The 19727-nt window shown below is 63.7% G+C and carries 13 protein-coding genes and 1 tRNA gene; 8 read left to right on the forward strand and 6 right to left on the reverse strand.

Going from position 1 to position 19727, the window contains the following annotated elements; all coding sequences use genetic code 11:
* Nucleotides 1-709: 709 nt before the first annotated feature.
* Both HHL22_RS08675 and HHL22_RS08680 read left to right on the forward strand, forming a co-directional pair.
* Nucleotides 710-3736 carry a glycosyltransferase family 117 protein gene (locus HHL22_RS08675; protein WP_169530524.1) on the forward strand — a complete coding sequence of 1009 codons (3027 nt, stop codon included), beginning with the start codon at nucleotides 710-712 and terminating at the stop codon, nucleotides 3734-3736.
* A gap of 250 nt (nucleotides 3737-3986) precedes the next feature.
* The gene (locus HHL22_RS08680) at nucleotides 3987-5954 is read left to right on the forward strand and encodes a KUP/HAK/KT family potassium transporter (protein WP_169530525.1); all 1968 of its coding nucleotides are present in this window, start codon (nucleotides 3987-3989) and stop codon (nucleotides 5952-5954) included.
* Nucleotides 5955-7351: 1397 nt separating this feature from the next.
* Here the strand turns inward: HHL22_RS08680 and HHL22_RS08685 are convergent.
* The 6 genes from HHL22_RS08685 to HHL22_RS08710 all read right to left on the reverse strand — a co-directional run bounded on the left by HHL22_RS08685 (nucleotide 7352) and on the right by HHL22_RS08710 (nucleotide 11769).
* A tRNA-Ser gene (locus HHL22_RS08685) sits at nucleotides 7352-7439 on the reverse strand.
* A 52-nt stretch (nucleotides 7440-7491) separates the two neighbouring features.
* Nucleotides 7492-8571, reverse strand: coding sequence for an asparaginase (locus HHL22_RS08690; RefSeq protein ID WP_169530526.1), 1080 nt, complete (start codon nucleotides 8569-8571; stop codon nucleotides 7492-7494).
* 126 nt (nucleotides 8572-8697) lie between these two features.
* Entirely contained in the window at nucleotides 8698-9465 is a 768-nt protein-coding gene (locus tag HHL22_RS08695; protein ID WP_169530527.1) for a TatD family hydrolase, read from the reverse strand.
* 61 nt (nucleotides 9466-9526) lie between these two features.
* Nucleotides 9527-9967 (reverse strand): GNAT family N-acetyltransferase, encoded by a 441-nt coding sequence (locus HHL22_RS08700; protein ID WP_169530528.1) that lies wholly within the window; start codon nucleotides 9965-9967, stop codon nucleotides 9527-9529.
* Nucleotides 9960-11078, reverse strand: a complete 1119-nt coding sequence (locus tag HHL22_RS08705) for a glycosyltransferase (RefSeq protein ID WP_169530529.1) — start codon at nucleotides 11076-11078, stop codon at nucleotides 9960-9962. The genes HHL22_RS08700 and HHL22_RS08705 overlap by 8 nt, the downstream gene beginning before the upstream one ends.
* Nucleotide 11079: 1 nt before the next feature.
* Nucleotides 11080-11769: a polysaccharide deacetylase family protein gene (locus HHL22_RS08710; RefSeq protein ID WP_241737994.1), complete on the reverse strand. Its 690-nt coding sequence runs from the start codon at nucleotides 11767-11769 to the stop codon at nucleotides 11080-11082.
* A gap of 118 nt (nucleotides 11770-11887) precedes the next feature.
* Between HHL22_RS08710 and trxA the strand changes: the two genes are divergently transcribed.
* The 6 genes from trxA to eutC all read left to right on the forward strand — a co-directional run bounded on the left by trxA (nucleotide 11888) and on the right by eutC (nucleotide 19625).
* The gene (trxA, locus tag HHL22_RS08715; protein ID WP_169530531.1) at nucleotides 11888-12196 is read left to right on the forward strand and encodes a thioredoxin; all 309 of its coding nucleotides are present in this window, start codon (nucleotides 11888-11890) and stop codon (nucleotides 12194-12196) included.
* Between the two features lie 128 nt (nucleotides 12197-12324).
* Nucleotides 12325-13626, forward strand: coding sequence for an ethanolamine permease (eat, locus tag HHL22_RS08720; RefSeq protein WP_169530532.1), 1302 nt, complete (start codon nucleotides 12325-12327; stop codon nucleotides 13624-13626).
* Nucleotides 13627-13678: 52 nt separating this feature from the next.
* A complete protein-coding gene (locus tag HHL22_RS08725) occupies nucleotides 13679-14068 on the forward strand; it encodes a hypothetical protein (protein WP_169530533.1) in 390 nt (129 codons plus the stop codon).
* A 110-nt stretch (nucleotides 14069-14178) separates the two neighbouring features.
* The gene (locus HHL22_RS08730) at nucleotides 14179-15567 is read left to right on the forward strand and encodes an ethanolamine ammonia-lyase subunit EutB (protein ID WP_169531024.1); all 1389 of its coding nucleotides are present in this window, start codon (nucleotides 14179-14181) and stop codon (nucleotides 15565-15567) included.
* Between the two features lie 751 nt (nucleotides 15568-16318).
* Entirely contained in the window at nucleotides 16319-18655 is a 2337-nt protein-coding gene (locus HHL22_RS24370) for a glucuronyl esterase domain-containing protein (protein ID WP_195809234.1), read from the forward strand.
* 193 nt (nucleotides 18656-18848) lie between these two features.
* Nucleotides 18849-19625, forward strand: coding sequence for an ethanolamine ammonia-lyase subunit EutC (gene eutC / locus HHL22_RS08740; RefSeq protein ID WP_169530535.1), 777 nt, complete (start codon nucleotides 18849-18851; stop codon nucleotides 19623-19625).
* The last annotated feature ends 102 nt before the right edge of the window (nucleotides 19626-19727 follow it).

Here is a 19727-nt window from a genome sequence, read left to right on the forward strand (position 1 = left end):
CCTATGCTGTTGGTGGAAAAAGGCAGGAATACGCGGTCCGTATGCAGGGATGCCCCAGCACCTAGGTAGAAGTGAGGTGCCGTTTGGGCGAGCGCGGCAAGAGGTAGGCCAAAGCAACCGAGAGTAAGTAACGCGATAGAACGCATGTGGAAGATGGAGCAGGGATGGAGGAATGACCTATAAGATGGCAGCTCAACCCTTATTGGTTGCACCCAGCTCAAGAGGGCTTTGTCATGCAATTGGTGTGCCCTCAAACCACAAGAAAGCCCCACCGTTGCCGTCGGGGCCTAGGGCTATAAAGAGGCGCTTACAGCTTTGCACGAATGCTTGAACTTTCAGCGGTTTCTTCACCCGTAGTAATACGCTGTAATACGCTTTGGTGTGCCAGAGGATGGCTGGCTTCCAACTAGTTTTTGTGCGGGGAATTTTCGCTTAGAACTCGATGTGTCGGATGCCGTAGGGAACCCGCTTGAATTGCTTTGTGAAGCCCTAGCTGTGGTGCCAACCGTCCATTCGGCTGGCAACTAGCTGCTCGGCGGGTAACGCCTAAAATAGCTGCCGCGCAGGTAGCAGGCGCAACCTCGCTTATCCTCACGGTGTCGTTAACGCACTTGCTAGCTGGGCACGGTACTGCCACCTCCTTCGGACAAAACGGGCTCAGCCGCAGTAGTAGTACTCCGTCGCTTGCTTCTGCTTATTCCCCGTTTCCATGTCCACCTTTACTGCACGCAATACCTTGGCTGGCTGGGTAGTCTTTGCCCTGGCCCTGGCTACGTACCTGCTCACGCTCGAGCCCACGGCCTCGTTCTGGGACTGCGGCGAGTTCATCGCCTGCTCCTACAAGCTGCTGGTGCCCCACCCCCCCGGCGCCCCCACCTTCCTTATCCTGGGCCGCCTCCTCTCGCTGCTCAGCTTCGGCAACCGCGCGCACGTGGCCCCGCTCATCAACGCCCTCTCGGGGCTGAGCAGCGCGTTTACCGTGCTGTTTCTGTTCTGGATAATCACGCGCATGGCCCGCAAGCTGCTGCTGGCCCGCGCCGAGTTCGAGACCGAGACGCCCGAGCCCACTAGCCTGCAAACCTGGCTCATCCTCGGGGCCGGGGCGGTGGGCGCGCTCTCGTTCGCCTTCTCCGACTCGTTCTGGTTCAACGCCGTCGAGGGCGAGGTCTACGCCATGTCGAGCTTGTGCACGGCGGCCGTGGTGTGGATAATGCTCAAGTGGGAGGAGCGCGCCGACGAGCCCGACGCCGAAAAGTGGCTGATTCTGATTGCCTACGTCATTGGCTTGAGCATCGGGGTGCACTTGCTCAATTTGCTGGCCGTGCCCGCCCTGGCTCTCATCTACTACTACCGCCGCCATCCCCAGCCCACCGTCCTGGGCGGGGTCATCACGCTGGCGGTAAGCCTGGTGATTGTAGGCTCGGTGCTGGTGGGCATCATTCCGGGCCTGCCCACGCTGGCCGGCAGCTTCGAGGTGTTCTTCGTCAACAGCCTCGGCCTGCCCTTCGATGCGGGCTTGATTATTTTCCTGGGGCTGTTCGTGGGCTTGATTTGGCTGGGCTTCCGGCAGTCGTTTCAGCGTCGCAGCCAGCTACTAAACACCAGCATGCTGTGCTTCGTGTTCATTCTGATTGGCTACTCCACCTACCTGATTGTACCCATCCGGGCCGCATTCAAGCCTACCATCAATCAGAATGACCCTTCCAATGTATTGTCGTTCGTGAGCTACCTCAAGCGCGAGCAGTACGGCTCTAGGCCCCTGCTCTACGGCCCGCAGTACAACGCCCAGCCCGACCACTACGAGGACGGCACCCCGCGCTACCGGCGCGAAGGCGGCAAGTACGTCGAGATTCTGCCCCGCGCCCAGGAGCCCGGCTATGCCGACGCCGACAAGATGCTGCTGCCCCGTATCTACAGCTCGGAGCCTATTCAACTTCAGGAGTATGCTAAATGGGTGCCCGACCTGCAGGTTGACAGCCGCCACCCGAGCAGTAGCCCTAGGCCCACCATGGCCCAAAACCTGGGCTTCCTCTTGCGCTACCAACTAGGGCACATGTTCTGGCGCTACTTCGGCTGGAACTACATCGGGCGCGAGTCCGACATTCAGCAAGCCGGGGTGCTCACGCCCTTCGGGCCCGGCGCCAGTAGCCTCCCGTCCCGCATTGGGGGCAGCTTTGCCCATAATAACTTCTTCGCCATTCCGCTCATCCTAGGCCTCATTGGCTTGTTTGGGCAGCTGCGCCGCCGCGGGCACGATGCGCTGACCGTCGGGCTGCTGTTTTTACTGACGGGGATGGCCATTATTATTTACCTGAACCAACCCCCTTCGGAACCCCGTGAGCGTGACTATACCTTCACCGGGGCTACGTTTGCTTTTGCCATCTGGATTGGCCTAGGGGTTATTGGGCTGGCGCAGGCTTTGCAGCAAGTGCTGCGCAACAACCAGCTGCGCACGGCCGCCGCCATCCTGCTAGGCCTGGTGTCGCCCGCCATTCTGGTAGCGCAAGGTTGGGACGACCACGACCGCTCGGGCCGCTACGCTTCGGTGGATGCCGCCCGTAATTTGCTCAACTCGTGCGCTCCGAACGCCATCCTGTTCACCAACGGCGACAATGACACGTTCCCGCTCTGGTACGCGCAGGAAGTGGAGGGCCGACGCACCGACGTGCGCGTCATCGTGCTCACGTATTTAAATACTGATTGGTATATCCAGCAGATGAAGCGGCCCTCGTATGCGTCGGCCCCCTTGCCCTTCTCCATGGGCGAGCAGGCCTACGCCCAAGGCAACAACGACCTCTTGCCCTTTATGCCGAACGCGGCCGTGGATAGCCTCGACCTCAAGCAGTTCATTGGCTTGGTGGGGCAGAATAGCCCGCTGCTACGCTACACGGATGGCACGTATTCGACGAGCACGTTCCCCACGCCCAACTTCTACCTCAAAGTGGATACGACGGCCGTCAAGCGCCTCGGCCTGGTGCCGGCCGACCGCCAAAACCAGCTAGTAAGCGAGCTGCGCTGGAGCATGGGCAAGCGCGCCATCGAGAAGAAGAATCTGGCCATCCTCGACATCATCGCCACGAACAACTGGCGCCGGCCCATCTATTTCAGCTCCACCGTCAACCCGGCCGATTACATGAATTTGCAGCCTTACTTCCAACTAGAAGGCTTGGCCTACCGCTTGCTGCCCCTGCAAGACCCCGGCTATGCCAGCACCGGCGAAGAGGGCTACGTCGAGCCCAACCTCAATTACCAGCGCTTACTGCGCACGTTTGCTTACCGCGGGCTGCGCGACCACGCCATTTACTACGACGAGAATAGTCTGCGCTTCCCGTCGTACTACCGCGACAAATTTGCCCGGCTGGCTAATACGTACCTAGCCCAGGGCAACCGCGCCAAGGCCCACGAAGTGGCTGACTACTGCCTGCAGGTGATGCCGCCCGATACAATACCCTACGACTCGTTCTCGCCCCTGCTGGCACCGGCGCTGGCGGCGGGCGGCGAGCGCGCCCGGGCCAATGTGCTGCTCGACACGACGCTACGCGAGGCTACGCAGGCCATCAACTACTACGCCGCTCGCCCGGATGGCGCCCTGTTTGACTACCCCCGTAATCTCAACTTGCTGCAGGTGCAGAATGTATACCGGTCGGCCGCGCAGCTAGGCGATACCACCCGGGCTCAGCGGGCCTTGGCCGTCTTGCAGCCCTACCTACGCGGCCCCCGGCCAGCGGAGGAGTAGCCTCTTAAAGCGGTTTCGCAGCCAGTAGGCAGTAGCGCGGAATAACAGTCTGCGTTACTGCCCACTGGCTGCGAAACCGCTCTAGTTGGTCGGCCCCGCATAGGTCTTGCTTATAGGGGCCTGCCAGCTAATCTTCGGCAGTCAGCAAGGCTAGGGCTGGGCAGCGGCCCCTGCTTCCCTACTATTAGCAGTTCGGTAGCCTCTTGCTTTCTTCAGCAAAAGCTACTTTGCTCGGTAGCAACTTGCAGTCATGACTCCCCCTACTACTACGCCTACCGTGCCGGCCCACTCGGCGGCCAGCCTACACCAACGCATCACGGCGGCGGGCACGCTCATTGCCTTGGGCATCGTTTACGGCGACATCGGCACCTCGCCGCTCTACACCGTGCGCGGCGTGTTCGTGCACCGGCCCGTGACGGAGGAGGTCGTGCTGGGCACCATTTCGGCCATCATCTGGACGCTGACGCTGCTCACCACCGTCAAGTACGTGCTCATTGCCATGCGGGCTGATAACCACGGCGAGGGCGGCATCCTGTCGCTCTACGCCCTGCTGCGGCGGCTGCACCTCAAGTACCTCTACATCCCGGCCATCGTAGGGGCGGCGGCGCTGCTAGCGGACGGCATTATCACGCCGCCCATCTCCGTGTCATCAGCCATTGAGGGCTTGCAGGTGCTCAAGCCTGACTTGAACACGGTGCCCATCGTGCTGGCTATCATTGTGGGGTTGTTTGCGTTTCAGCAGTTTGGCACGGCGATTATTGGCAAGCTATTTGGGCCGGTAATGCTGTTGTTTTTCAGCATGATAGCCGCCCTAGGGCTGCCTTACGTGCTGCGCGAGCCGGGCATCCTGCGGGCGCTTAACCCCTACTATGCCTTCCACCTGGTTACGCAAGTACCGGGTGCGTTCTGGCTGCTGGGCAGCATTTTTCTGTGTAGCACGGGCGCGGAAGCACTCTACGCCGACATGGGCCACGTGGGGCGGCGCAACATCTACGTGTCGTGGGCCTTCGTGAAAGGGTGTTTGCTATGCAACTACCTGGGCCAGGGGGCGTGGCTGCTGCGGCACCTGGGCCGGCCGCTGGGCGAGCAGAATTTGTTTTTCGAGATGATACCGCGCCGGGGACTGCTGCCGGCCATTATCCTTTGTACGCTGGCTACCATTATCGCTTCCCAGGCGCTTATCTCGGGCTCTTACACGCTCATCATTGAGGCCCTGCAGCTCAACTTCTGGCCTAAAGTCAAGATTTCCTACCCCACAGAGCTGCGCGGGCAGGCCTACGTGCCCTCCCTAACCTGGCTGCTGGGGGCGGGCTGTGTGGGGGTAGTGCTCTACTTCCGCGAGAGCAGCCGCATGGAGGCTGCCTTCGGGCTGGCCGTCACAATTACGATGCTGATGACGACCATTCTGCTAGCGTATTACCTACGTCTGCGCCGGGCCAACTGGGTGTGGATAGGCCTGCTGCTGGCCGCGTATTTCACAGTGGAAGGCAGCTTTCTGGTGGCTAACCTGCGCAAGTTTCCGCAGGGCGGCTGGCTGAGCGTGCTGTTGGGCGTACTGCTGCTGCTGGTGATGGTGAGCTGGATTCAGGGCCGGCAGCTGTTTCAGGATTTCTATAAGTACGTGCCGCTGGCCGATTACCTGCCCCGCTTGCAAGCCTTGAGCCAGGACGAGACCGTGCCCAAGCTGGCAACTAACCTGGTGTATTTCACCGACTCCACGAACCCTAAACTGGTGGAAAACGCCATCATGCACAGCATCTTCCGCAAAAGCCCTAAGCGCGCTGACGTGTATTACCTGCTGCACGTAACGACTACGGACGAGCCCTACACCCGCGCCTACCACGCCGAAGTCATTTTACCTGACGACTTAGTGCGCATTGATTTCCGGCTGGGCTTCCGGGTGGACCACGCCATTAACTACATGTTCCGGCAAGTAGTCACGGACATGGTGGCGGCTGGGCAGCTTGACATCAGCTCGCGCTACGCCTCGCTGCGCGGTGAGGTGGGCGACTTCGAATTTGTCATCCTTAATCGCACCCTGCCCTACGCCCAAAGCCTAAGCGGCTGGCAGCGGCTAGTGGCGCGGGTGTCGGGTGCTTTACGCTGGCTGGGGGCGAGCCAGCAGCAGAGCTTCGGCCTCGACAACTCCTCCCTCTTGGTTGAGAACATCCCACTACTCACTCCGGAAAGACCAGAATTGCAGCTGGCGCGGGAGTAGTATACACCGGGCCTGAGTTAAAGCGTGCTGCAAAGAGCGAGAAACCATTCGGTCGGCGGCACGCAAACAGCAAAGGCTTTATCTATATAGTATAGTGCGCCTGGTGGGCTGGCTGCTGCGCGTGGGGCTGACCCTAGGGGCGGTGGGGGTAGGTTTGCTAACTAGCCTGCTACCTTAGGGCTAGCCCTTATGCGCAGTAACTACCCAGATAAAATATAGTTTTAGCTACTAATAATGCCAATTCGCAGATTTAAGTAATCTGAAGCAATACGCTACGAAAATCTTACCGTAAGTTGACGTGCTACTGTATTTTATTATAAGTAGTTAAGTTTGTTTTCATAGCTCAGAAAGGTCCGCTGGTTTCCAGCGGGCTTTTTTAGACGTTGCCAGGAAGGTTCGTCGCCTGTTTTGTCCATTTCATCACGCGCAGGCTGGCACTTATCCAGGAAGTGGCCATTTAGCTTTACCTCGAGCATAGTAGCTACGTATGTTTCCTGGCTATAGACTTTCTGCGCTCCGTTAACAAACTTTCGCTCGCTCCCTTATCACAAAGCCCCGACCAACCGGCCGGGGTTTTTATTTTCCCCATGCTGCAGCCCCTGCTTGTCCTCGCCCGTTACCCCGTACTCGGCTTTCCGGTCTGGGTGCTGGCCCTAGGGCTGGCCTGTAGGTACCTTTCTAGCCCAGCGTTGGAAAAGTCAAAAGGAGGGGACGCGGCTTCTTTATAGAGATAAGTACTGAGGACGGGAAGCCCGTGGTGGCGTGCAGCTTCGTGAGTGCCGAGCCGCTGGACCACCCCAATAGCCACTACGTGCGGCTACCCGAACTGTAGGCTAGCTGTCGGGTTTGGTAACGTTTACTATGGTTGGCCAGTAACCTGCTTCAGAACCTCCTGAGGTTCTCTTCATCCTAAATAAGAAAAACCCTGCCCGAGTCGGGCAGGGCTTTTTAGTGCCGAGCGTAGTGTGGCCTACTCGACGAAAAGGTCCAGACCTGGCTAGGCCGGGGCTTTTTAATTACCTGCTTTCCTACCTAGCCACTTCTCCAACAGCTCATTACCCAAGAGCAAGACTACAGCCGATGGCAAGGCGTATGGATAGTCGCGGGTTAGGGTTTCACCCCACAGTCCGAAAAGGACTACTGTGCCCATAAGAGCCAGTACAAGTGGTAATCTATGCGAACGCTTCACGCGGGCAACTTATACTTGTTCCGAGTTCCACCGCCCCGCACTACGCAGTTCATGTTCGTAGTAGTAATCCTAGTAACCATCATCGAGGCGGCAGGCGGCTTTCGCATACCAGTGGCCATCGGCAAGGGGATTACTTGACGCTTGTCTGACGAAAGCCAAAATACCCGCTGTAAATCAAGTGTTTACATCGGGTATTCTTTATTATCAGCAGAGAGGATGGGATTCGAACCCACGATGAGCTTTTGGCCCATACACACTTTCCAGGCGTGCTCCTTCGACCACTCGGACACCTCTCTGAATGGGTGGGCAAAGATACGCGCGGCGGGCGGCTTTGCCGAGCTTTGGGGCCTAGGGGGGTGATATTTCGCCGCGCAGGTCCTGGGCCAGCAGGCGGCGGGTGGGGGCCTCGGGCAGCCCCAGGCCCAGCACGTACATGAGCTTGGTGATGGCCGCCTCGGGCGTGATGTCGTCGCCGCCCACCACGCCCAGCTCGGCCAGGCGGGCGCTGGTTTCGTAGTGGCCCTGCACCACGCGGCCCTCCTCGCACTGGCTCACGTTGAGCAGCACAACGCCTTGCTGGCTAGCTTGTTCGAGGCAGCGCAAAAACCAGGGCGCGGTGGGGGCGTTGCCCGAGCCGTAGGTTTCGAGCACGCAGCCGCGCAAGCCGGGCAGGCTCAGCACGGCGCGCACCACGGCCTCGGTGATGCCCGGAAACAGGCGCAGCACGGCCACGCGCTCCTCCAGGTGCTGGTGCACGCGCAGGGGCGCGGCGGGCAGCGGCCGAATATTCTTGTCGTCGAATTCCAGGTTGATGCCGGCGCGGGCCAGGGGCGGGTAATTTTCGCTTTTGAAGGCGGCAAACTGCTGGCTCTCGACCTTGCGGGCGCGGGTGCCCCGGATGAGGATGTCGTTGAAGAAAATGCTAACCTCGGGCACCCGCATGGTGAGGGCGCTCGGGTGGCGGGCAGCGGCCGCATCGAAGGCCGTGAGCAGGTTGCGGGCCGCGTCGGAGCGGGGCCGGCCCACCGGCACCTGCGCCCCGGTAAAAACCACCGGCTTGGCCAGGTGCTCAAGCAAATAGCTGAGCGCCGCCGCCGAATACGCCATGGTATCGGTGCCGTGCAGCACCACGAAGCCATCGAACGCGGCGTAGTGCTGCCCGATGAGGCCGGCCAGCAGCCGCCAGTCGGCGGGCGTTACGTTGCTGCTGTCGATGGGCTCGGGCAGGGCCAGCAGCTCGAGGCGGTAGGGCACGCGGCGCAGGTCGGGCATTTTGCGGACCAGCTTCTCGAAGCGCAGCGGCACCAGCTCCTGCCGCCGGTTGATGGCCATGCCGATGGTGCCGCCGGTGTAGAGCATGAGCACGCGCGGGGCGGCCGGCGGGGCGGCCGTGGGCAAGGTGAGCAGGGGCAGGTCGGGTAGCGTCATAAGCAAGTTCAAGGGCCTAAAGAACGTCATACTGAACCCCGCGAAGCACCGCTACCGAACACTGTTGGCGCGGCAGAGATGCTTCACTACGTTTAGCATGATGTTCCTTGGTCGTTGCACAACGGGTTACACCCCGAATAGCGCCTGGGCGTTGCGGGTGGTGGCGGCGGCGACTTCCTCGGGCGCGTGGCCGGTGAGGGCAGCCACGCGGTGCAGCACCAGGGGCAGGTAGGCGGGCTCGTTGCGCTTGCCGCGGTAGGGCACAGGCGCCAGGTAGGGGCAGTCGGTTTCGAGCACCAGATGCTCCAGCGCCACGTGGGGCAGCACTTTATCCAGGCCGCCGTTTTTGAAGGTGGCCACGCCCCCAATGCCCAGCTTGAACCCTAGGGCAATGGCGCGCTCGGCCTCGGCCAGCCCGTCGGAAAAGCAGTGGAACACGCCGCGCAGGGTGCCGTCCTGGGCCTCGGCTACCAGGGCGGCGGCGGGCTCGAAGGCCTGGCGGGTGTGCAGCACGATGGGTAGCTGGTACTGCTTGGCCAAGGCGAGCTGGATTTTCAGCGCCTCTTTTTGCTGCTCGAAGTAGGTGGCATCCCAATACAGGTCGAGGCCGCACTCGCCCACGGCGGCGAAGGGGCGGCGCGCCAGCCAGGCTTCCACTTCCTGCAAGTCCTTTTCGAAGGTGGGGCCTACCGAGCAGGGGTGCAGGCCCATCATAGCGTGGCAGGTGGCGGGGTAGGCGGCCTCTAGCTCCAGCATGGCGTCGATGCTGGCGTGGTCCACGTTGGGCATGAGGATGGTTTCGACGCCGGCGGCCACGGCGCGGTGCAGGGCAGCGGCGCGGTCTTCACTGAACTGCTCGTGGTAGAGGTGGGCGTGGGTTTCGATGAGCTGCATAGAATTGTTCGGGCAGGTTTCCCGCAGAGGGCGCAGTGTTTTCGCAGAGGGCGCAGAGCGCTTACGGTAGCGGGCGGCGCAGGCGCTGATACGAAATATCGCCTTTGGCGAACGGCTTGCCGTCGGGCCCTAGGCCGTAGCGCTGGTAAAAAGGCAGGGCACTGGCGCGGGCATCGCACCAGATGCTGGTGGCGCCGGCGGCTGCAGCGGCGGCCAGCGTGTGGGCCAGCAGCTGCCCGCCAATGCCGCGCCCCTGCCAGGCGGGCGCGGTAGCAAATTTGCGGAAGCGGGCTTCTTGCTCGTTTATAAACAGCGAGATGACGCTTACCAGCGCGCCGCCCACGAAGGCGCCGAAGTGCTGGCCGGTGGCGTCGTCGGGCAGCTGCACGTAGGCGGCGGGCTTGTCGGGCCACAGCACGGCGTGGCGCAAGGCGTAGGTAGCGGCCGCCGCTATGGGCCGGATGGTAACGGCCGGTGGCGCGGCTGGGAAGCTCTCACTCATATACACGGTCTTTCCAAATTATCTGCCTAGGGCCCAGCAAACGCAGCAGGGTGACGTGGGTGATGAGGGCCAGGGCGTACAGCTCGAAGCCCACCAGCGCCCAGGCGGGCGGGCGGGGCAGGCCGGCGCGGCGGGCGGCCACCAGCGCGGTGCCAGCCTGCCCGGCTATTTTGGCCGCCGCCGCCCCTAGGGCCCAGGGCCAGTGCCCGGCCAGCAGCAAGCCCGCCGCCGCCAGCCAGTAGCAATTGAAGAACACCAGCGCCGCCTGCACCCGGCCGGGCAAGGCGGCCACGCCGCGCATCCAGCGCAGGCGCTGGCGCAGCAGGGCGCCCCAGCCCGCCGCCGGCAGGCTGGCCGCCCGCACCAGCGGTCCAAACACCTGGCGGTAGCCGTAGCCGCGCGCATTCACGGCCTCGAACAAGGCAAAATCTTCGGTGACGGAAAAGGGCAGCGCCTCGTAGCCGCCGGTGGCCTGGTAGGCGGCGCGGGTCACGAGCATATTGTTGCCCATCGCCGACATGGGCTGGCCGCTGTCGCTGGCTACCTGCATTAGGGCGAGGGCCACCAGCCAGTCGAGGCCCTGCAGGCGCGCCAGGGGGCCAGGGCCCTGCACCACCGTCAGGCCCGTGACGGTGCCCACGCCGGGCGCCGCGTAGGTGAGCATGGCGCGCAGCCAGGTGGGCGGCAGCTCGATGTCGGCGTCGGTGATGAAGAACACCTCGCCCTGGGCGCGGCGGGCCAAGTGGGCCAGCACGTTGGCTTTGCCGCGCGCCAGCCCTAGGGTATCGGCGATGGGCACCACCGCAAACTGCCCCGCGAAGCCTTGCATAGCGGCCGCGGCTACGGCGGCGGTGCCGTCGGTGCTGGCATCGTCGCCCAGCAGCACTTCCAGCAGGTGCGGCGGGTAGTCGAGGGCCCGCAGGCTGGCCAGGCAGCGCGGCAAGGCGGCGGCCTCGTTGCGGGCGGCCAGCAGGATGCTGACGCGGGGCAGCGGCTGGGGCAGCGCACCGGGCACGGCCGCGCCCGTGCGCCGGGCCAGCCGCCAGGTGATGCGGCCCAGAAAAGCCAGCCACAGCGCGCAGTATGCCAGGCACCCACTCAGTAGCAGCATATCAGAGGGCAGCAAATTCGTAGTCGAGGGCGGCGTAGTGCTCGAGCAGGCGCGGCAGCAGGTAACGCAGCGAGCGGCTGGCCTTGCGCGAGTCGTGCAGCACCATAATATCGCCGGGGCAGGTGGCGGCCAGCGTCAGGCGCAAGGCGCGCTCGGGCGCCAGGCTGGCGTCGTAGTCGCGGGTGAGCAGCGTCCACATGATGATGCGGTAGTGCTGCTGGCGCAGCGCCCGCAGCACCGGCCACGTCAGGCGGCCGTAGGGCGGGCGGAAAAGCTGTTCGCTGGCTGTTAGCTGCAGTCTCTTATCGCCAGGCGGTGAGCTAACAGCCAGCAGCTGAGCGCGAATAGCCAGGGAGGTTTCGGCTACCCCGGCCAGGTACTGGGCCCTAGGGGTAACCCAGGCGCTTTGGTGGTGCTGGGTGTGGTTGCCGAGGCGGTGGCCGGCGGCCAGGGCGGCGCGGGCCACGTCGGGGTAGCGCGCCAGGTTGTCGCCCACGCAAAAGAAGGTAGCCTGCGCTTGGTGGGCCGCCAGCTGCTCCAGCACCCAAGGCGTCTCGTCGGGAATGGGGCCGTCGTCGAAGGTGAGGTAGAGGCGCGGGCGGCCGGTGGGCCCCAGGGGCGCGCCCCGCCACTCGCTGCCCGGAAACAGGGGCCGCAGCCAGGCGGGCGGACGGGTGAGCGGATTAGTCAAGGGGCGAGCAGCAAAACGAAACCGAGGCCGGGGCGTACCTAGGGGTAGTAGCCGGTACTGGTTTTTCCTGGCTAGGGAGCAACCGATTGGCACTTTCCTCACAAAATTACTTCCCGCCATGCCTCGCAAGTCTTTTTCCGAACTCATCAACAGCCCCGGCATGCCGGTACTAGTCGATTTCTACGCCGACTGGTGCGGGCCCTGCAAAACGATGGCGCCCATCCTGGAGCAGGTGGCAGCCCAGCACCAGGGCAAGCTGCGCGTCATCAAAATCGACGTGGATAAAAACCAGGCGGTGGCCCAGCAGTTCCGGGTGCAAAGCATTCCCACGCTCATCCTCTTCAGCCAGGGCCAGCCGGTGTGGCGCCAGGCCGGCGTGGTGCCCGCCGCCCAAATCGGCCAGGCCGTGGGCGCGCATTTGAAGTAGCCCAGGATAGCTTATGCTGAAAAAAGGCGGTCATGCTGACCGCCTTTTTTGACTTTTAGCAGCTAAGCAACGCTCCGGCATAACGTTCTTTAGGGCTCGCTTAGTCGCCAACCTTAGCCCCCGCTGCCGTGCCCGACGCCCTTGCCCCTACCCTACACAAGGCCCTGACGGCGCGCCACTTGTGGGCGCTGGCGGTGGGGCTGGTTATTTCGGGCGAGTACTTTGGCTGGAACTACGGCTGGGCGGCGGGCGGCCCGGCGGCCATGCTGGTCGCCACGGGCCTCGTCACGGTGCTCTACGTGGCGTTCATTTTCAGCTTCACGGAGCTGACTAACGCGCTGCCCCAGGCGGGCGGGCCGTTTGCCTACGCGCTGCGGGCGTTTGGCTGGGTGGGCGGCGTGGTGGCGGGCTACGCCACGGTCATTGAGTTTGTGCTGGCGGCCCCGGCCATTGCGCTGGCGCTGGGCAGCTACGGGCACTTTTTGTGGCCTAGGGTGCCGGTGCTACCCGCGGCGCTGGGGTGCTACGCGGTGTTCACGGCCCTCAACCTGCGGGGCGTGCGCGAGTCGGCCAATTTTTCGCTGCTTGTCACCGCGCTGGCGGTGGCCGAGCTGCTGCTGTTTATGGGGCTGCTGGCGCCGCATTTTCGGGTGGCCACGCTGGCGGCGCACCCGGTGCCGCTGCGGGCGGCGGGCGTGTTGGCGGCGCTGCCGTTCGCGCTGTGGCTCTACCTGGCCATTGAGGGCGTGGCCATGGTGGCCGAGGAGGTGCGGGCGCCGCGGCGGGCCATTCCGCTGGGCTACGGGCTGGGCATCGCCACGCTGGTGGGGCTGGCCCTAGGGATACTGGTGCTCACCAACGGCGCCGCCGACTGGCGCCGGCTGGCCCACCTCGACTACCCGCTGCCCGAGGCGCTGCGCCTGGCGCTGGGGCCGGGCAGCGCCTGGGCGCGGGTGCTGGCCAGCCTGGGGCTGTTTGGGCTGGTGGCCTCGTTCCACGGCATTATTATCGGCTACTCGCGGCAGGTGTTTGCGCTGGCGCGGGCCGGCTATTTGCCCGCGCCGCTGGCCCGCCTCAACGGGCGCGGGGCACCCCTAGGGGCCCTGCTGGCGGGCGGGGCCGTGGGGGCACTGGCCTTGCTAACGGGCACTACCGCGCAGGTTATTACGCTGTCGGTGCTGGGGGCGCTGGTGCTCTACGTGGTGAGTATGGCCAGCCTGTTTGCCCTGCGCCGCCGCGAGCCGGCGCTGGCGCGGCCCTTCCGGGCGCCGGGCTACCCGTGGGTGCCGGCCCTGGCCCTGGGGCTGGCGCTGGGGTGCCTGGGGGCGGTGGTATGGTTCAACCAGGGGCTAAGCGTGGTATTTGGCTTGGGGCTGGGGGGCGCCCTAGGGGGGCGCTGGGTAGCCAGGGGCCGCCCCGGCGCTCGGTAGCGCCCCAGCCTGGCCGCCACCCACGGGTAGCGCCACTTTATTACTTTCACGCATGCTTTCTACCCGAGTTGCTTCCTGCCTGCTAGTCTTCGCCCACGTGCTTGCCGGCCCTCTTTCGGGGGCGGCCTGCCGCGCCACTACTCAGCACCCGGCCCAGCCGCGGCCGGCTACGGCCCGCATTAAGCTGGGCCGCTGCGACCAGCAAGTAATTTACAACCTGCCCGCCCAGCGCTTCGACGAAACCGCCATAGCCATCGCGCACGCCACGGGCTGCTTCATCCGCTACACCGATAAGTCGCTGGTGAACGTGCCCGTGCAGCCGGTGCGCGGCCGGCTGACGCGGCGGCAGGCCCTGCGCGTAGCCTTGCGCGGCACGGCCCTGCGCATCGTGCGCGAAACGCCCGACCTGATGGAAGTAAAGCGCGTGGCGAAACCGCGCTAGGCTTCTTCTACCTGGGCCGGTGGCAGCTTCTGCGGTGAAACCAGCCTTGCCTGCTCAGCGCGCCCTTCCTACCTTACGTGCATTCTGGCCGCTACCTGCCGCTCGCCGCCATGCCCTACCGCCACGTCATTCAGCAGCGCGCCTACGTGTTCGACGACCTACGGACGCTGCTGGCGCGGGCCACGCCCCGGCGCTCGGGCGACGAGCTGGCGGGCGTGGCGGCCGCCACCTACGAGGAGCGCGTGGCCGCCCAGCTGGCCCTGGCCGACGTGCCACTGCGCCAGTTTCTGCACGAGGCGCTGGTGCCCTACGAAGCCGACGAGGTGACGCGCCTCATCCTCGACACGCACGACGCAGCGGCCTTCGCGCCGGTGGCGCACTACACGGTGGGCCAGCTGCGCGACTGGCTGCTGAGCGAGGCCGCCGACGCGCCCGCCCTGGCGGCCCTGGCGCCCGGCCTTACGCCCGAGATGGTGGCGGCCGTGAGCAAGCTGCTGCGCAACCAGGAGCTGATAGCCGTGGCCCGGCGGGTGGAAGTCGTCACGCAGTTTCGCAATACCCTAGGGCTGCGCGGGCACCTGGCCACCCGCCTGCAGCCCAACCACCCCACCGACGACCCGCGCGGCGTGGCCGCCAGCCTCGTGGATGGCCTGCTCTACGGCAGCGGCGACGCGGTGCTGGGCCTCAACCCCGCCACCGACAGCCCCCGCCAGGTGCGCCAGCTGCTGGAGCTGCTCGACGGCGTGCGCCAGCGCTACGACATCCCCACCCAAACCTGCGTGCTCTGCCACGTCACTACCACGTTGCAGCTCATCGCGGCTGGCGCGCCGGTTGACCTTACCTTCCAGTCTATTGGCGGCACCGAGGGCACCAACCGCAGCTTCGGCATCTCGCTGGCGCTGCTGCAAGAAGCCCACGAGGCCACCCTGGCCCTAGGGCGCGGCACGTTGGGCAGCCACGTCATGTACTTCGAAACCGGGCAGGGCAGCGCCCTCTCGGCGGGCGCCCACCACGGCCTCGACCAGCAAACGGCCGAGGCCCGCGCCTACGCCGTGGCCCGCCGCTTTCGGCCGCTGCTGGTCAACTCGGTGGTCGGCTTCATCGGCCCCGAGTACCTCTACGATGGCAAGCAAATCATTCGGGCGGCCCTCGAAGACCACTTCTGCGGCAAGCTACTGGGCCTGCCCATGGGCATGGACGTGTGCTACACCAACCACGCCGAGGCCGACCAGGACGACATGGATACCCTGCTCACGCTGCTGGGCGTAGCGGGCTGCACCTATATTATGGGCGTGCCTGGCGCCGATGATATTATGCTGGGCTACCAGTCCACCAGCTTCCACGATGCCTTGTACCTGCGCCAGACCCTAGGCCTGCGCCCGGCGCCGGAGTTTGAAGCCTGGCTGCAGCAACAGGGCATTTTCTCGGCCCAGGGCCAGCTGCGCCCAGCCGGCGACGCCGCGCTGTGGCGCCAGCTGCCCCCACCGCTGCGGCAGTAAGCCTTATTTTATACTAGCGTTCGCATCCGGTGTACTTGTTTTAAACTTATAAATGAATTATTTATACTTTTATAAAATACAAATATCAGATTATCAAGCAATTATTTTATCACAACACCATATACTTTCGGGTGCCCAGTAGTAGATAGCTTACTGGTAGTAATGCAGTAACCGTAGCGGGCAGCCTTCTGGTAAGCGTGTTACGCTACCACTGTTGGGTTGCCGCAGCTCAAGTATACGTGAGTATGCTGCATCAGCCAGCGTGCAAGTATGCATGCGCTATGACAGCATGAATACCGCAATCGTTTCCGAAAACGATTGCGGTATTTTCATTTGTATTCATCTAAGAAACTACGTGCGTTTTCTTTTTATCATTACTGCGTCTTAAGTAAAATCGCAGCCACATCAGGCATGCGTCATGCACTATGAGCATTTTGTTTATCAGTCATATAAGTGAAATCTGATTTTTATATTAAGCAGGCAAACACTAACGACTCACTGCCTTAAATCATTAACAAGCTCTTTATCACTTTACCACCAAATCTTTTTCTTGACTTTTCCCCATACTCGCCTTGCCAATGAGAAATACCCACGTTGCTTAACTCACTTTACCCACCCAGTACTTACCAACATGACTTCAATCCTTTTCCCTGCGTTTGGTAAAACTTTTACGCGAAAAACTCCGGTTGCCTTACTAGCCTTCCTACTTAGCTGCACTTGCCTACGCGCACTGGCCCAGACGCCACCCCTGGTGTATACCGTTGAGAATACGGGGGCGAGCTGCGCGGCCCCGCCCCTGCCTACGCTCAGCCAGCTGCCCGTCATCCAGCCGCTGCCCGACCCCTTCTTGTGGGCCGACGGCCACGGGCGCACCACCAGCTTCAGCGACTGGGAGTGCCGACGCAACGAAATCAAGGCCCAGATTGAGAACTACGAGATAGGCACGAAACCTACTCGCCCCCAAACCATTACGGCCAGCTACGCCGCGGGCACCACCGCGGGTACCGGCACGCTCACCGTGAACGTGACGGTGAACGGCAAAACGGCCACGCTTACCTCGCAGGTAACGGTGCCCACGGGCACCGGTCCATTTCCGGCCATTATTGGCATGAACAGCCCCACCGGCAGCGTGCCGGCCGCGGTGTTTGCCGGCCGTAGCGTGGCTACCATCCAGTACAACCACAACAACGTCACGACCTACGGCAACCCGCAGCTGACGGACCCTTTCTACCAGCTCTACCCCGACCAAAACTTGTCGAACGCGGGGCAGTACGCGGCCTGGTCGTGGGGCGTGAGCCGCCTCATCGACGGGCTGGAGTTGGTGCAGAGCAGCTTGCCCATTGACTTGAAGCACCTGGGAGTTACGGGCTGCTCCTACGCTGGCAAGATGGCCCTGTTTGCGGGGGCGCTGGACGAGCGCATTGCCCTGACCATCGCCCAGGAGTCGGGCGGCGGCGGGGCGCCGGCCTGGCGCGTGTCCGAAACCCTAGGGGCCGTGGAGAAGCTGGGGGCCACCGACTATAACTGGTTTAAGGACGACATGAAGCAGTTTGCCGACGCCAACGTGCCGAAGCTGCCGCACGACCACCACGAGCTGATGGCCATGATAGCGCCCCGGGCCCTACTGGTGACGGGCAACACCGATTTTGAGTGGCTGGCCAACCCCTCGGCCTACGTATCGGCCCGCGCCGCGCACGAGATATACAAGACGCTGGGGCTAGGCGACCGGTTTGGCTTCTACATCGACTCGGGCCACAACCACTGCGCCGTGCCCACCACCCAGATACCGGCCATGCAGGCCTTCGTAGACAAGTTTTTGCTGGGCAACACCACCGTTAGCACGGATATCACGGTCAACCCCTACCCGGCCGTGAACTACCAGCGCTGGTATAAGTGGTGGGGCAGCGGCAACCCCGTGCTGCCCGCCGAGCCGCTGGGCAAGCGCACCTGGCTGGAAGCCGAGTGCGCCACGGTAGGCGCGGGCTGGATGGTTGCCACCGACGCCAACGCCTCTGGCGGGAAGTACGTGCAGGCAAAAAGCGGCTTGAGCAGTCCCACCACCGCGCCCTCCGCGACCTCGGCCTACCTGACCATGCCGGTTACCATTGACAGCGCCGCTACCTACAACTTGGTGGCCCGGATGAGCATACCCGCCGCCGAGGACTACGGGTACTGGCTGAAAATTGACAACGCCGACTTTCAGGCGGTAACCTCCCAGTTGGCTACCAACCCGAGCTTCGAAAATGGGCTGACGGGCTGGACGACCCTGAACACGAACGGCGCCACCATTTCGGCCAATACCGTGGCGACTGATGCTCACTCCGGCACCGGCTCGATGAAGGTGGTGAACCCCACCGCCCAAACCGGCAACCAGTGGAAAGTGCAGGTGTCGAGCACGGCTTTCCCGACCACCATTGGCAACCAGTACGTGATTTCATATTGGGTACGTGCGGCGGCGGCCGGCGGCTCCATCCGGCTTTCTACCGGGCCGTCGAGCGCGCAGTACCAGGCCGACCAGGCCATTGGCACCAGCTGGCAGCAGGTATCGTGGACCATTACGGCTTCGCTGGCTTCCACTACCTTCCTGTTCGACATGGGCCAAGTGGCTAATACGTACTACATCGACGACGTGAGCGTGAAGGAAGTCGGCGTGGATGGCTGGCGCTGGCTGAAGCTGAAGGATGCCGTGCTGCCGGTGGGGCCGCACACGCTGACTATTGCCTACAACGCGGGCGGCAACGCGAAGCTAGATAAGCTGGTGCTGGCTACCTCGCTGGCCTCCATTAGCGGCCTAGGGGGCACGGCCAACAATTGCAACGTGGTGACGGCTACCACCAGCGCCTCGTCGGTGGCCGGGCCAACCGTTTACCCCAATCCAGCCACCGATAATATTAGCGTCGAGCTAGGCGCCAACCAGCTGAACGTGAAAAGCATTGAAGTAGTAGACGTAATGGGCCGGGTACTGTCGCGGGTAAATGTGGGCAAGCAAGCCACGCTGAGCATCCCGAGCGATAAGCTAACGCCCGGCGTGTACTTGGTGCGCTTCAAGGGCGATACTACGCAAACCCAGCGCGTAACCATTCTGTAAGGCAGCAGGTAAACCGCGCAAAATAGGCGGTCATGCTGAGCCTGCCGAAGCATCTCTACCGCATCGTCCAGATAACGTGCGGTAGAGATGCTTCGGCAGGCTCAGCATGACCGCCTATTTTGCGCGGTTTATTTCATGCCTGGTTTTTTTCAGGAGCCAGCCGTGCGGCCGGCTTAGTAACTTCCCGGCTGCTATGCCCGACCAACTGCCTGCCCTGCCGCCCCCCGCACCCGAGCCCGACCCCTGGGCGGGCCTGCGGGCCTTCACGGCGGCGCGCATCGCGCTGGGGCGCACCGGCACCAGCGTGCCCCTGGCCGAGGCGCTGGCCTTCCGCCTGGCCCACGCCCACGCCCGCGATGCGGTGTATTCGGTCCTCGACCTCGACCACCTGCTACCGGAGCTAGCTGGGCTGGACCTACCCCTGTGCCAGGTGCAAAGCCAGGCGCCCGACCGCCCCACTTACCTGCGCCGCCCCGACCTGGGCCGCCGCCTCAGCGACGCCTCGCGCGCAGCGCTGGCCGAGGCCGCTGGCTCTGCCTGCGACGTGGTAGTGGTGCTGGCCGACGGCCTCTCGGCCACGGCGGCCAACCAGCACGGCGGGCCGCTGCTGCGCCTGCTGCTGCCCCAACTGCGCGCCGCGGGCCTGCGCCTGGGGCCCCTGGTGCTGGCCGAGCAGGCCCGCGTGGCGCTGGGCGACGCGGTGGGCGACTTGCTGGACGCGCGCCTGGTGCTGGTGCTGCTGGGCGAGCGCCCCGGCCTGAGCGCCCCCGACAGCCTGGGCGCCTACCTCACCCTAGGGCCCCGGCCGGGCCTCACCGACGAAGCGCGTAACTGCGTTTCCAACATTCGGCCGGCCGGGCTGCCCTACCCGGCCGCGGCCGACAAGCTCACCTGGCTGCTAACCGAAGCCCTGCGGCGCGGCCTCACGGGCGTGGCCCTCAAGGACGAAACCGACTTGCTGGGCTCCTAGCGCGGTTTCCTGGGAATGGGTAGGCGCGAGGCTGGTGCCGCCTGGAAGTAAGCAGCGGCGCCTGGCGCGGCTAACGAGCCGAGACGAGCAGCGTCCTTGCGC

This window comes from Hymenobacter polaris (assembly GCF_012927305.1).
Classification (GTDB): Bacteria; Bacteroidota; Bacteroidia; order Cytophagales; family Hymenobacteraceae; genus Hymenobacter; species Hymenobacter polaris.